The 14,366-nt window shown below is 57.9% G+C and carries 9 protein-coding genes; 1 reads left to right on the top strand and 8 read right to left on the bottom strand.

What is annotated here, in order from left to right; all coding sequences use genetic code 11:
* Positions 1-35: 35 nt before the first annotated feature.
* Positions 36-797, top strand: a complete 762-nt coding sequence (locus AC0QKW_RS03175) for an ABC transporter ATP-binding protein (protein ID WP_473149605.1) — start codon at positions 36-38, stop codon at positions 795-797.
* A 67-nt stretch (positions 798-864) separates the two neighbouring features.
* On the opposite strand, the gene AC0QKW_RS03180 is transcribed toward AC0QKW_RS03175, so the two are convergent.
* The 8 genes from AC0QKW_RS03180 to AC0QKW_RS03215 all read right to left on the bottom strand — a co-directional run.
* On the bottom strand, positions 865-2,394 hold the full coding sequence (locus AC0QKW_RS03180; protein WP_473149606.1) for a bifunctional DNA primase/polymerase: 1,530 nt from the start codon (positions 2,392-2,394) through the stop codon (positions 865-867).
* The gene (locus AC0QKW_RS03185) at positions 2,366-2,668 is read right to left on the bottom strand and encodes a hypothetical protein (RefSeq protein ID WP_473149607.1); all 303 of its coding nucleotides are present in this window, start codon (positions 2,666-2,668) and stop codon (positions 2,366-2,368) included. The genes AC0QKW_RS03180 and AC0QKW_RS03185 overlap by 29 nt, the downstream gene beginning before the upstream one ends.
* On the bottom strand, positions 2,665-9,336 hold the full coding sequence (locus tag AC0QKW_RS03190) for a strawberry notch C-terminal domain-containing protein (RefSeq protein ID WP_473149608.1): 6,672 nt from the start codon (positions 9,334-9,336) through the stop codon (positions 2,665-2,667). Before AC0QKW_RS03190 ends, AC0QKW_RS03185 begins: the two co-directional genes overlap by 4 nt.
* A 2-nt stretch (positions 9,337-9,338) precedes the next feature.
* On the bottom strand, positions 9,339-11,009 hold the full coding sequence (locus tag AC0QKW_RS03195) for a hypothetical protein (RefSeq protein ID WP_473149609.1): 1,671 nt from the start codon (positions 11,007-11,009) through the stop codon (positions 9,339-9,341).
* Positions 10,997-11,395, bottom strand: coding sequence for a hypothetical protein (locus AC0QKW_RS03200; RefSeq protein ID WP_473149610.1), 399 nt, complete (start codon positions 11,393-11,395; stop codon positions 10,997-10,999). The genes AC0QKW_RS03195 and AC0QKW_RS03200 overlap by 13 nt, the downstream gene beginning before the upstream one ends.
* 10 nt (positions 11,396-11,405) lie before the next feature.
* Positions 11,406-13,136 (bottom strand): type IV secretory system conjugative DNA transfer family protein, encoded by a 1,731-nt coding sequence (locus tag AC0QKW_RS03205; RefSeq protein WP_473149611.1) that lies wholly within the window; start codon positions 13,134-13,136, stop codon positions 11,406-11,408.
* The gene (locus tag AC0QKW_RS03210; RefSeq protein ID WP_473149612.1) at positions 13,136-13,654 is read right to left on the bottom strand and encodes a hypothetical protein; all 519 of its coding nucleotides are present in this window, start codon (positions 13,652-13,654) and stop codon (positions 13,136-13,138) included. The genes AC0QKW_RS03205 and AC0QKW_RS03210 overlap by 1 nt, the downstream gene beginning before the upstream one ends.
* Before the next feature lie 11 nt (positions 13,655-13,665).
* Positions 13,666-14,366: M23 family metallopeptidase (locus AC0QKW_RS03215; RefSeq protein WP_473149613.1), on the bottom strand; the 701-nt coding region annotated here is incomplete at its 5' end.

Consider the following 14,366-nt stretch of genomic DNA (forward strand, 5'->3'; position numbering starts at 1 on the left):
CTCGTACTCCCTACCCCTAACCCTCTACTCTTCCCGTGACCAATACTCAAACCTCTCACACCCCAACCCAAGCCACAAACGCTAGCGGCACCCACGTTTGGCTAAACGGCGTCACCAAAGCGTTTGGTGATTTGACCGTGCTCGATAATTTTAGTCTCGAAATTTCCCCAGGTGAGTTTGTTGCTGTGGTGGGTAAAAGTGGCTGTGGCAAAAGCACCTTGCTGCGCCTGCTAGCGGGGCTAGAAACACCGACCTCTGGAGAAATAGTCCTCGATGGTCAGCGCTTGAACAGGCTCAACACCAAAGCACGGGTGATGTTTCAAGACTCTCGATTGCTGCCCTGGCGCAAGGTGATTGAAAATGTCGCCTTGGGTCTTAAAGAACAGGCTCGCCCCCGCAGTCACTGGGCATTGCAGCAGGTGGGGCTCGATAGCCGCGCCCAAGCATGGACGACGGTACTATCGGGTGGCCAAAAACAGCGAGTGGCTCTGGCGCGGGCGTTAGTCACCCAACCGCATCTGCTGCTGCTCGACGAACCCTTAGGGGCACTCGATGCCCTCACCCGCATTGACATGCAGCGCTTGATTGAAACGCTTTGGCAAGAGCAGCAGTTTACCGCGTTGCTAGTCACCCATGATGTGGAAGAAGCGGTAATGCTGGGCGATCGCGTCATTGTCATTCAAGAGGGTCGCATTGAACTGGACGTGCCGATTCACTTGCCCCGCCCACGCAACTTGGCGGATGCAGAAATCAGCAGATTGAAACAAAAGGTTCTCAATCAAATTCTGAAAAATTGATCGTGCCTGCTCAGTGAATGTTTTAATCGCTAATCTAAAATAAGTTCACTGCACAAATAACTCATAATTAACGCTCCCAACTGGGAAGGGCGGTAAATGTATTGTTCGAGCTAGTTAAACACCGATATTGTTGAATCCGTGCTGTCTCAGATTGGAACCGATTTAGATCGGATTCAGTTAGGTTTTCTAATATAACTGTATTGCTCTGAGCGAGCAAAATAGTGCCCCTGCCACAAGCCTGAATAATTAACTGTTGCCCTTCAGCTATTATTCGATATGTTTGTCCTTCCACCCATCGCTTGGAACCGAGCACAGAACGCTCACCAGTAGTATCGCCGTGCAATAAGTGGTGGGCGTGAGCTAAAATTCCCCAAGCTTGGCGTAGCAATGTTTGAGTCTGAGCTGCGGAGATCTCAGTTTTGTGAGACTCCAAATCCTTAACGTTTGTATCTCGCCTCTTTTGAGGTTTAGCCACACTCAGCATGTGGTGATTCCTTCTAGTGATAACGTCGATAGATTGCCTAATACGGCCAGGGCACAGATCTTTATATACCTGCTGGTCTAGCTTCCACACACGTCTCCAAGCGCTAGTCTCACCCCCCGCAAAAAACGTCGCTGGGGTGCAATTGCCCGGATCAGCAATGCTCTCAATAATTCGTTCCACCCGCTCAGCATCAATTCCCAAAGCGGCCCCTGCTACTCGCGCCAACTCCTCGGCATTGCCGCTAATCGGCACTTGGTTCTGGGCAGCCCAGTTTTCCCAGCCATAGAACTCCCGTAGGGCATAGGTGAGGGAATGGGATCGGGACTCTAGCGGACTATCCCCATGCAGCACCGCCTGAGCCCTCGCTGTGGCGAGATCCTCCAGCCGCAAGACTCCTGGTTGAGGAGGCTGAGCTTGAATGTGGGGTCGAGACTGGCGGGATTGGCCTTGCTCCCTACGACCACTCACCGGGTACAGCCCGATCGCATCCAACCGCTCTACCCAAACCGGCGGCACCCGCTGCACATTGACATAGGCCTTGCCACTCGGGCCAACCGTCGGCGAGAGCACGGTGAAGCGCCCTTGTCCCAGAGCCTCCCCCATGTGCTGGCCACCTACCCCATTCAGCGAGAAATTGGTAAAGCTTTTTTCGTGGATTCGCACCGCTAGCCGCCAACCGCCGCTGTGGGTGCGTTCTGTAAATGTCTGCTGTAAGAGCGGGTATTGGCTCAGCCAATCGGAGACCCGCTGGTCGCAGGTCAGCTGCGACTCAAACTGCTTCACATCCACATCGACCCAAACGATATTGTGCCAGCCGCCCAGAGTACCAATACCGTTAGCCGGATTGGCAAACCAGGTCTGAAGCTCAGCCTGAGTTGGCATCCGATACTGATACTGGGTGTGGCGGATCAGATGGTGAATCCCGCTGCTATCCACATAGCTGGGGTTCTTGCCGGTGAAGGCGGGCACCAGAGTCCCGTCTTTGTCGCGCTTCAGGGTGCCATCCCAGTTGTGGGCTGGGTAGCGCGTCGGGTCTTGGGCTGGGGCCACGGGCAGCGGTGGCAAGCCCTGAACCTGGAGCCAATCAAACGTGGCGTGTAGAGCTGGGTTCATCGGCTTGACCCGCTGGGGTTTGAAAGATCCATTCCATGGGGTGGGTAGCGTCGGTGACCAGCTCCAGCCGGTTGACCGTGAGCTTCTGGTTTACCTGGGCATAGACCAATACCCCATCCCAGAACATCTCCATGCGCTCGGGTTCGCGCTCTGCCGTCCACTCCACATCAAGCTGCATTTCGTTGCCCTCCACATGCACGGCCTTTTGCCCATCGCACAAAATCACGATGGACTGGGGACGGTAATCGGCGGGCAAGGGGGCCAGGGTCATCATCTTTCAAGTCCTGCTGAGGTTGGGGTGGGCACACGGTCTGATTCTAGGCGCTGCACAAATCGCTGAAATCGTTGGCAGTCTTCAGCCGTCACCACTGTGCGCTGAATTTTCCCCTGGGCCATTTCTAAAATGGTTTGGGGTTGAGGCGTCACTCTACGGACGGTCAGCCGGTCAGCGGTCTGCTTCAATTCATAAACCTTGCCGCGAAACTGGGTATGGGGGCCTCGGGTCTGCCCGATCACCGACAAGATTTTTTGAGAAGCCTGGGCCACGTATTCTCCCCGCTGCTGCAACGCCTGATATTGGGCCAAATCTTGAGCCATCGCCTGCTGTAGGGTTGGCGCGAGGTTAAAGCCGTTGCCGTTAGCTTGTTTGGCTGAGAGGCCTAACTGCTTGATCTGTTCTAGGTGTAGCGGGTCGTGGCCCAAGTCGCGGGCAGCGCGGTACCAGTCCCGCAAAGTGTCTAAGGCTGAATGCTGTAACGGTTCTGGGGACTCCGGCACTACCTCATTTACCTGTTGCCCCTGCTCGGCTACTTCTGGAACTGTAGGCGCTGGCAATGATTCTGTAGGCTGCGCTGTAATGACCTCTGATGCTGGCGCTGTTGGTTGAGGTTCTCCTGCCGAGTCAGTCCAGGCGGGATCGGTGGTCTGGCGTTCCCTATGTCCATTTTGTTGTGCCCTACTAAACTGGTCGAGGTCAAACAGGTTTTGCACCTGAAATTCAGGCTCCTCAACCGCTAGCGCTGAGGGCTGGGACTCTGGAATAGGTTCGACAGGAGCTGGAGCTGGTTCTTCCAGGGTTGGTTCTGGAAGTTGATGGGGGTGGATGGAAATCGCTCCCTCCCCATCCGCAATCACCACCTCCCCGTGCTGGGTCAACCGATCCAAATACTTGTGTAAACTCTGCACCGGGAACCCTGCCACTCGTACCCGTCCGAGTTCTTTCACCCCAGACTCCATGCTGGTGCCAATCATCTCCAGATGCTCGATCAAGGGCCGAGCGCCCTCAAAAAACGCCTCATAAAACCGCTGATCCGGCGACTTCACCAGTGCGATCGCATCGGGATACTGCTCTTTCACCTCCAGGTACTGCCGCATATCACTCGGCATCCGTGATCGCTCATCTTCCAGTTCCGGCTCCATTTCAGACTCCGCCTGGGCCTGAAGCTGAGCCTGGGCTGCTTCTGCAAACCCTTGCTGCACAATATTTTTGGAGAAGATCTGGGCAAAGCCGCGATCGGGCAGTCGCGACTCTCCACCCCGCAGGCTCTGTACCGCCGTCTCCTTGAACTCGATATGCCCCTCACCGCGTACCCGAAACACCATCTCCGAATCGATGAACATATCCCCGCTTTGGGTCAAGTAATGGGTCAGGTACAGCTCATCCCCCTGCCGCTCCACTACCAGCGGAATGAAAGGCTCATTCTCGATCCGCAGGTGAAACTCCCGAGAGGTCATCACCTCCTGCTCAATCCCGGCATTCCTCAAAAAGCGCAGAATTCGTTTCTCCAGTTGGCCCATTGGGGGCAGATTGGGGACAACTGGGGACACTGGAGTTTCAACCACAGGCCTTTCTACAGCTGGTTCTGGACTGGGTTGATTTGCGATCGCAGGCACAACCGGCTGAGAAACAACCGGAGGCTTCACCTCCTGGATCTCAACCTTCTCCAGCGTCGGCAACGCCACCCCCATCAACTGTCGCGCCACCTCCTTAAACTCAAACGCCGCCAGGGTGTAATTCCTCTGGTGCATCACGACTCCCAGCACCCGCTCCAGCCGTTCTGGTGGAATGACTACCTCCATTCGGTCTGCTACTGAATAAAAATCCGACCCCGCTGCCGCAATCAGCTCTTCATCCAGGTAATACCGCCCGCCTGATTCCTTCGACTTAGGCGCTTGCAAAATAAACCCGTCCCCCGCCTGCTGCGGCTTTAGCAACAGCAACTCATCCAGCGTTTTCACTGTCCCCTGCCGGTTAGTCAACTCCGTCAGGAACCGAAACACCTGCTGCGGCTCCTTAAACGCCACCGGCTCCTTGGTCAGCTCCGATTCAATATCAAAGCCCTTGGGCATGATCAGCCCCTGGCATACCTCACCTCGGTAGTCGGTGTAGTTCACCAACTTGCCGTTGGAGTATTTCTCAAACGCCTTGATCAGGTTGCCGGTGAAGATCTGCCGGTTGACCCGCCCCGCTTCCTGCTGCATGTCGAACAGCGAGTACACACTATTGCCGAACCAGTCTTCGGCCTGAACCGTGGCATCGATCGCCCCCGCTCGCCCCGTGTTGAACTTCGAGAACGGCACCGTGATTTGCCGTGCCGAATCGGCCACCAAAATCCTCAGCTTCCAGCGATTGGGTGCAGCCGGACTCCCGGATCGCTTTTTGGCATCGGCCCCCGCCACCACGCCATAGAGAATGGTCTTGCTGGCTGGGGTCACCAACCGCAGCGGTGTCCCCGGTACAAAGGTTTCGAGCGTGCTGGAGACATGCATGAACTGCTGCTCAATTCGGTCGTTGAGCTTCTCAATCGCCTTACTGTCCTGTTTTTGAGCCACTGCCGCCTGCCGGTAGCGATTGGTCTCCGCTTCCAACTCAGTAATGGTCGTCGCCACCTGTTGCCTGGCCAGCAGGGACAGGGCATCTGGGTCATGGGCATCCACCGCTGATACTTCAGCTAATCCCACCGACTCGCGAACCGCATTGATCGCCTGAAGCTGAGTCAGCGGCTTACTCTCACTCTTGGCCTCCACCATCTCCAGGTACACCGGCCCCGTGAACTCGCTGGCGGTCTCGCTGTCATCGGCCATTACCTCCATTCGCGCCAGGGGCCTGGCCTCCAAATCCAGCTGATCCGCCTCCAGGATGTTCTCCCCCATCGCCCGCGCCTGATCCACCAGGTCACGGTACTCCGACTCAATCAGGCTGTAGACCGCTTCTTGTTCTGCGATCGGCAGCAACGGAATCCGACCCGTCACACGCTTGATCAGGGCAATATCCGAGGCATCGTTCTCAGCTTGAGTCGATGGAAAATCTAGCTTGGCATTCAGCTCCGGGTCATCCGTCAGCAACTCCGTCACCACCTGCTCCCCATAGGGATTCATAAAATCTACGACGGTGTTCAGCGAGATATCGGTCTCCCGCGCCGCTGTGGTGTTGGCATTCAGGCTGGCCATCTTGCGGCACAGAATCGCCCCCGGTCGTTTTTCCGCTGGAAGGTCTCCCATCAACAGCGTGTAGGCAGGCAACGCTACCTGCCCGGTGCGATGCACCCGGCCCAGCATCTGCATAAACACGTTGATGTCCCGCTCCGCCTGGGCCACAATCATATGGCGAGGCCGCTGGTCGGCAAATTTCTCTGAGGCATGGAGCGAGATCCCTGTAGACCCCGAGCAGTTGAGCAAGATGACATCGGCATCCCCAGCGTTGAACTGGGCCACGGCATCGATCTTGCCCTTGGCTGTCTTTTCCTCCCCCAGCCGCACCTTGTAGGCCATGGAGCCGTCAGCCCCATACTCAATCCCCGCCTTGCGCCCGGTGACTTCAGTCACCTGGTAGCCTGCCCGCTCCAGTTGTTGCTCGATGTAGTCAATCGGGCTAATGGGAATGCTGCTGAAGTCGGACTCGCGAATACAGTCCAGCGCTTCTTCATAGACCAAAACCGCCTCGGCTCCGAGTTGGTCATCGCTGAGGCGCAGCCGGGTGGAGTGGCCCTGGTAGTCTGTCACCACCACATCTCTGGAGCGCTCCAAATACCGTTCCAGCAGATCTCCAAAGGACAAGCTCATAGCATCTCCAGGGCTTAAATCTTGGGACGCGGCATAGGCCTCGATGAAGCTGCCCATGGTATTGGCTACCGTAATCACAGGCTTTTCGCCCCTCTGGAGCGCTGAGATCGCCTCTTCTACCGTGGCATCCACCTTTTGGGCCAGCAGCCCCTGCTCAATGCAGTTGTGCATCAGCGACGTGAAGTTGGTACTCTTCGCCCCCACCTCGCCAATTGCCCCGTCCTCGCCCAGCGCTTTCGCCTCCGCCTTCACCTCATTACCAATCGCCTTCACCGCCTTCTGCTTGGCCCGGTCAAAATCCTTAATCGCCCGCATCGCCGCCGAGAAGTCGTCCGCTACCTCCCGATCCACCGGCACGGTCTTGGCCTGAAACGAAATGCCCTCGTAAGACCGCTCCCGCCGCAGCATTTGCCCCGAGGCGACAAACTTGCTGGCCACAATCTGCTGAAGCGGCACACCTCCACGGGTGAGGATGTTCTCCAGCGCCGTCATACTGCTGACGCCCAGTCGTAAATCCGTGCGCCGAGCATACAAGTCCATCACATCAGCCCGTTTGGCATAGGTGGCCGAGGAATAAAACACCCCCGAGGACAGGTCGATTAACTCCCGCACAAAGTCAGCCCGATCCGGTGGCCCGGCTTCTTTCCATCCCCCTTTACTGCCCCCCGCCTGGTGGGCTTCATCCAGGATCAAAATGGCGTTAGGAGCCATCCGCCTCAGGAACGTGCGCCGCAGTGGTTCTTTCTTCCCCACCGTCTGAAGCTGGCTGTAGGTGGTAAACACGGCACTGTAGCGGCCCAGGTTACCACGCTGGATCATGGACTGCATTTCTGCCTGCTGCTTGGCGGCCCCGGCGGTCTTCAACGCCGCCCCATTGGCCAGCGGAATCTCGGTGCCGCTATCGGTAATGAACGGCGAAAACCGACGCATCCCAATATCTCCCACATCCCGCATCATGTCGGCGTAGAGGGGTTTGTCTTTGGTGATGAACAGCGCAATCTTCCCCTGCTGCTGGGCATAGCGCATGATGCTGGCGCAGATGCGGCCTTTGCCAATGCCGGTTTGGTCGCCCGTGATGAACCCGGCTCCCCGCTCGATATTGCTGATCGCCAGGGCCGAAGCATCGACCTGTTCAGCGCTGAAGTACTGGTGCAGTTCAGAAACGGAACCATAGCCCAGTCGAGTGGCCAGGTACTCGTCAATATCACCCTGCTGCTGCTCGAATCGCTCCAGCGCCTGCTGGGCCGCACTAGCCATGTTGAAGGGAATCAGGGTCTGAGTTGAGAAGCCCTTGCTTTTGGGCACATAGGCCACTTGCCGGGGCTGGACGTCATAGGTGTCTGCCGACGGAGCCTCAGCGCCGCCGGTTGAAAGAGGAGTATTCATAATGAGTTCTGGGTGAAGGGCTACAGACTCAATTCGACCAGCCACGCCTCCAGCGTGGTCTCGTCGTGCAGGCTCAGCCAGTCCAGGTAATCCGGATAGCTGGGGGTTACGGGCGTTACCGGAAAGATCCCCCCGTAGTGGCCCAGTCGTTCCTGAAACCGCCAGTTGCTCCGAATCAAGGTCTCCGCCCACTGCTGCCGCCAATACTCCAGGGCGAAGTCGGGCTCGTCGTCCGGATCCAGTATCGGAATCTCCTGAGCCCAGTCCAATTCGCTGAGGGTGGTGGCCAGCCCTTGTTGCGTCTCGATTTGGGAGGTTTCTGAGATGGAGTCCTGAATCATTCTGTCCAGCCGAGTTTTCATCAGCTGGAGGTAAGTCGCTTCGCTCAGTTGCTCTAGCGCTGGTGGCACCTTGACGATGAATAGCGTTCCCAGGCCCTCCAGCGTCCAGAGGTTGGGAAAGCTGGGGTACCGACAGCTCATGAACGGGTACGTCCAGGGAGAAACGGGCGTGGTGGATAGGTTCATGGGGAATCAACTCCTTCAGTTCAGCAAACGACTTGTAGATAACCGGCACATTAGCGGCAGGTAACGGGCGTTCCGACCGGCCTCGGCCTTCAATCACAATCAAATCAATCGGAAAACCCGCGCCCTGTTTGCGGTACAGGTCACCCCAAATGGAAATGTGTTGGGTGACGGCGTACTGCTGATACAGGGCATAGAAGAACCCTCGGCTTTCCAGAGTGTTGTAGCGCTCAGAACGCAGCTCTGCGTCTACCCCCAGCTTGCCGCCCAGGATTAGAACGGCGCGACCATCGTCCTTCATCGCTCCTAGAGTTTGGAACGAGATCGCCTGATCAATCTGAGTCGTCCCCCGCAGGTTGCCGGGCAACCTGAATCGCTTACGCTGCCCCTGCGCGTCCCGCACCGCCCCAAAGGGAGGGTTAGCAATCACCACATCGTGCAGACGTTCTGGCTGATACTCCGCCGCATCCAACTCCGTGACGCGGTACCCCTGAGCCCGCAGGTCAGCGGCGCGATCTGGATTGAGTTCATTGACGGTTACCTGGGTGGGGTCAGTTCCCACCAGCAATGCGCCATGCCCAGCCGAGGGTTCGTAGACGGTGGTTTCGGGGGTAATGCCCGCCAGGGTAGAGGCCAAAAACGCGATGGGAATCGGTGTGCTGTAGGCCTGCTGCAACACGCTGGTGGAGGAACGAACATTTAGAGCGGGCTGGCGATCGTGCAACTCGATCAGCCGAGCATAGGTGTCGTGAGTTGTGGCCGAGGTTTGAAGGATGCCCTGGGCTGCTCGCACCACTGCCCCCTCCACTGCTTCATCCACCTGCTTCGCCAGGGCTGTGCCAGGATTGACTGGCGTGCCCAACACCAGCACCGCCTGTTGCCGGGCGGCGGTAATGGTCGTAAACCCTTCACCCCCCAGGAAATGGGAGGTGAAGTGGTTCACGAGCTGCTGGTGGGCACTCTCCACCATTCCTACTCACCCATGGCCATGCCTACGGCACGGCTGCGTTGTCGGCTATTCAAGGGCGTCACTTTTGCTGGTTGGTGCCGCTGTAAATCCTGGCTGAGTTCCCGATCAATAAAGCGGAAATAGGCCACATCCTTAGACGTGAGATCGGATTTGATTTTGCCGTTGTCGATGCTGAGAATTGCCCCACGCTCCCCCGCCTGAATTTTCAAGCTGTTAGGAGTCTCCTCAATCCGATACTGGCTGCCTCCTTGGAAGACCCGCTTGCCCTGCACGTTGGGGCGACTGCCGGTGACATCGAGCAGTTTGCGGGCGGTTTTAGCCAGAGCCAGGGCGGTGAGATCGCGGGTGATGCCCCTGTCCCCGGCTGGCGCAAGGTTGCCCAGTTGTCGCACCCGCATGGGGGGCTCTGGTGACAACCCATCCACTCCCTGGATCTGGATTTGCTGGCGGGCTTTCATGAAGTCGGCCTCTTGGGAGGCCACCATGTCGTTTTTAAGGATGTCCAACCCCCAGCGAGTTTTGCGGGCCGTCATCAGCTCAATGCCCTGGCGATCTGAGACCGTGACCATGCGGCCCTTAGAGCTGACCACGTAGCTCTCTGCCACATAGAAGCCTCGGCCTGGGCTGTAGGCAGTGCCGTACTTTTGGAGCAAATCCACCGCCGTAGAGGCCACCTGCCGACTGCGGATATTCGCCGCCAGGGCCACCACCCGTTCGGTCAACTGCTGGGACGAACGCCGCATTACCCGTGTGGTCTGCTGCATCCATTTCTGGGTGGCTTTTTCGACCACCTGCTGATTTTGGCGTTCTATCACGTCGAGGATGGAGACTACCCTGGGCGAGGCCATGCTCAGGGGCTGATCTGCGACTCGGGTGGGAGCAGGCTGACTGGCTGGTGGTTGCTGTTCAGGTTCCGTGGATGCTTGGACAGGAGCTACAGAGACGGCGGGCACAGGCTCATCTGCCAGTCGGGACTCTTCACCTGCCCCAGGGGCTAAGGTCTCCTTGGGCTCAGGTTCTGTGGCGGCTTCTGCTGAGGACACAGACGGCACAGTCTCACCCGCCAGCTTGGGATCGTCAGCGGATAATGCCTTCGGGGAAGACACCTCTGTCTGACTGGAATGGGGCATCTCTGGCGGCGGCTCCTCCTGAGAAACCTCCGGGAAAACCGTTCTCGCCTGATTAACCAGATCCGGTTCTAGCAGGTTGGTCTCAACCGCCCCCTTGCTCATCCGGTAAACCAGCTCATCTCCGGCCTTGATGTTGATCGTCCCTTTGGCCCCAGTAGTCGCCTCAGCGCCCGGCTGCTGGGGTGCGTCTACGGCTGCCTGAAGCAGCTTCAATGTATTGGCATTGAGCTTGTTGATGGGGTCTTTATCGGCATAGCCCTCACGGTAGACAATCTCGCGGCCCATCTTAATCTCGATGGGCTCGGCTACAGCTTGGGGCAGATCCCCAGCATCATCGAGTTGAGCATCCGAGACATTACTCTCAGAGTCTTGCTCCTTTTGTCGAACTGCCTGGAGCCGCTCACGCAGCATCTGAATAAAGGCCTGCACAGCCTCGGCGGTGGATTGAGCCGTGGCCGCTGCCATTTCGCTTGAGGCCAGGGTGGTGTGAGCATAGTCTTGCTCGATTTGCTTGGCTTCGCCAGGGTTTACTACGGCTTGCATGGTTCCTCCTTTAAGGGGTCTAGGCTTTCTAAATCCATCAGGGGCACGATTGTGATGCGGTTAATTACCTCCAACCCTTGAACCGAAAAGTAGGCCGTGTCGCCATCGATCAACCACTCCACCAGGGTTGGCGTGTAGTCGATCTCCACATCGGCGCACTGGGCTTGAATCCGGCCATTCCGCCAGTGCAAAACCGTCACATCGTCGTACAGCACCTCAATCTCACGGGGCACATAGTCAGCGCCTAACGGTGGCTGTTCCAGGACGGGAAGGAGATCAGCGGCAATATCGGGATGGGCCAGTAGAGCGTTGACGGTGGCCTCGGGCAGCTTTGCCCGTAGAGTCTGCGCCAGCACTAGATCGGGGGATTGAATCGCTATTGTCATCGGGGGTCTCCTATAGCAAACTGCTGTACTTGTCGATCAATCCTGCGGGGTCGGGGTAGGCCGAGTTGACCGGGGCCTGGGGCTCAGGCAGCATCGCTTCCACCATCTGTCGTCGCTTTTCTAAGTCGGCGGCAGTAGGCATCTGCTGCGGGCTGCGGCGCACCAGTCGAGAGTGAATTTTGGCCCATAGGGCTTCGCTTCCTTCGCTGGCCTGAATATCGGCATTGGGAATCTTGATCGCCTGCTGGATGGGGATGGCGGCTTCCTCTCGGGAGGTAAAGCCGGGGTTGATCAAGATGCATTTGCCCGGCGGCAGGCGGAGAAACTGGCTGGGTTCAAATAGCTTGCGGGTGCGCTCCTGGTCGGAGATGGTAGTGCTGGATTTGCCGCCGCCCCGATTGCGCGACTTTTGCTTGTGCTGGATTTCTTCGTCCCCCAGGAAGTCTGAGAACATGCGGGCTGCTTCGTATTCTTGAGGGTTGAAGACCGCTTTGGTGGCGCAGGCCCCCAGGATGGCGCGGGCCAGCTCGCGACCGTAGGTTTTCTCTAGCTGCACTAGGTTCTGAAAGCCGAGGATGACCGCTAGACCGTCCTCCCGATTTTCGTTCAGCCACTGCACCAGGGTGGGCAGGTAAAGGGTAGGCAACTCATCAATGGCGACAATCAGCGGATCTTGGCGACGCTGGGCCACATTGCGGGTGACCAGCATGTGTAGCACGGTGGCTACCAATGGCCCCACCACATCCCGCCGCTCCCGATCCATCCCCAGAATCAGCAGCTGTTTACCGGTCAGGTCTAAGGGTATGGAGGTTTGACCACAGAAGGCCCCCAGCACCCCTTCTTTCATAAAGCGGGTAAAGGTTTCGCTGGCGCTGCCCACGATGCCGCTAGCGGTTTTCTCAGCATCCTTGACCCCGATGAGCTGGTTGAAAGACACCCGAATCCAGCTGTTCATGCCTTGAGCTGCCGCCACTCGGTTGCCTAGGTTGGTCAGCCCCAGCACCGCCTGGGCGGTCATGATGTCGGGGTATTGGGTAGATTTGGCAAGCATCAACAGGGCTTCTGTGAGCTGATCGCCTGCAGCGGCAAAGAAGCCATCCTCGGTGCTCTGGGTCATCAGCCGAAAGTTTTTATTGAGCACCGTGGCGATTTGTCGGGCCATCTCGGCATCGGACTCGCTGCGAAGGAAGTCGATGGGGTTGCACACCTCGGACTCGGGAAACCCAGGGGCCAGTACGCGCACGTCGTAGCCCAGCTTGGCGGCGTAGGCAGCATGGCGAGCGCTTTGGGTGGGGTACTTGAAGTCATACATTGCCACCGGTAGACCCTGGTCTAGAGCGGAGCGAATCAGCGGATCGATGACGCTGAAGGTTTTGCCGGAGCCTGGCCCACCACAAACGGCGATGCCCCGCTGAAGGTCCGGCAGGTATAGAGACCGGGCATCTTGCTTGCGGGTAGGCTTGCCAATGTAGAGGGAAACCGCATTGCGTTTGCGCTCTTGAATTTGCCGCACCGCACGCTTGCGGGCAGCGAATTTCTCGGGGCTGCCACCAAAGCGGCTGGTGGCAAGCTTGCCTTTCTTGCCTTGGCTCATGAGGGAGAAGGCAGCAATCAGCACCACACAGCCGAGCAGGGTGAGCCCCTGGCGAGATTGGAGTGAGGACACTAGCTGAGAGATGGATTGAGTAGAAGTGGAATCAATCTGCCCCAGAATTGAGGGGTGTTCGGTGTAGTAACGCATCAGCGCAGCACCTCATAGCTATTGGGTGGTAGCTCGATGCCCAGCTGCTCCAGCGCCCAAATGTATTCCTGGGGAAACTGGCTGCGGGTGCCCTCGGGGGCTGCCGTCAGATACTCGGTCAACTGCTGCTGGTAGGCGTCGCGCCCTCCTTGTTCTTGCAGCACCTGGGTATAGCGCTGGAGGGCTAACTCACGGGCCAAGTTTAGGGGGATGTAGTGACTCAGCACCGGGTCATCCTCCGGCAGCAGCGACCGGCAGGTGGCTTGAGGGTCCAGGTAGATCAGCACCTCCTGGTAGGTCTCGCCTTCACCAGCTCCAATTAGGAGGTAGCTGCCAGAGGTTGTTTCAATCAGTCCCCAGAGTTTAGTGGCTTGGGTCTGGGGGGGCAGGCAGTCGTAGACCGCCTCTGGAATGGGGTCTGACGCCCGAGCCAGATTGAGGCCCACAACAGAGATTAGACCGACCAGCAGGAGACAGAGGCCTGCTAAACCAGCCAATACGGCGCGGTTAAGTCTCATTGCTACACTCCTTAACTGAGATAGTTCATGGGGTTCTGGGGCTGACCGTTCTGGCGCACCTCAAAGTGCAAATGCGGCCCCGTTGACCAGCCGCTGCTGTTGGCGCGACCGACCGGATCGCCTTGGGCGATGATGTCGCCTGCTTGTACAAAAAAGCCTTGCAGATGGGCGTAGTAGCTCTCTACGCCATTGCCGTGGTTGACGATGACGAGCCTGCCGTAGCCGCTGGTGAGGGAGCCGCTGATACCCGCAAAGGTGACCTGCCCGCCGTCAGCCGCTCGAATGATGGTGCCGGTAGGGGTGCCAAAATCGGTGCCGCTGTGGAGACGGCGATCGCCGTGAATCGGGTGAGTGCGATAGCCAAAACTGCTGGTGACGCCATAACCCGGTGCTGGGTTAATGAATCGTCCAGTAGCGGTACCGGGAGACCCTGAAGCTCTGGTTGCTGGGGCTGGGGCTGGCGTGGGTTTGGGTTCTCCGGTCTGTGGATCAATCCCTTTTGCCGTAGCGGCAGCGGCTGAATCGGTGGTGGAAAGGCCTTCCTTGATTTGACCCAAGAAGACCATGCCTTCTTCCTGCACCGGCAGCCAGGGAATGGGGCCGATGAAGTAGGGAGTGCAGCCCAAGTCCACAAACAGGTTGCGAACGCACATGCGGAAATACAGCCCGGTTTCAGCGGTGCCGGAGGCCTCATCGGTCTCTAACACCGCCA

The sequence above is a fragment of the Pseudanabaena sp. PCC 9330 genome, assembly GCF_055795045.1.

Bases quoted from the DNA above. Each gene is read 5' to 3' on its own strand.
- AC0QKW_RS03185 (WP_473149607.1), bottom strand. From the start codon at position 2,668: ATGATGACCCTGGCCCCCTTGCCCGCCGATTACCGTCCCCAGTCCATC.
- AC0QKW_RS03205 (WP_473149611.1), bottom strand. From the start codon at position 13,136: ATGCGTTACTACACCGAACACCCCTCAATTCTGGGGCAGATTGATTCC.
- AC0QKW_RS03180 (WP_473149606.1), bottom strand. From the start codon at position 2,394: ATGAACCCAGCTCTACACGCCACGTTTGATTGGCTCCAGGTTCAGGGC.
- AC0QKW_RS03210 (WP_473149612.1), bottom strand. From the start codon at position 13,654: ATGAGACTTAACCGCGCCGTATTGGCTGGTTTAGCAGGCCTCTGTCTC.
- AC0QKW_RS03200 (WP_473149610.1), bottom strand. From the start codon at position 11,395: ATGACAATAGCGATTCAATCCCCCGATCTAGTGCTGGCGCAGACTCTA.
- AC0QKW_RS03190 (WP_473149608.1), bottom strand. From the start codon at position 9,336: ATGGTGGAGAGTGCCCACCAGCAGCTCGTGAACCACTTCACCTCCCAT.
- AC0QKW_RS03195 (WP_473149609.1), bottom strand. From the start codon at position 11,009: ATGCAAGCCGTAGTAAACCCTGGCGAAGCCAAGCAAATCGAGCAAGAC.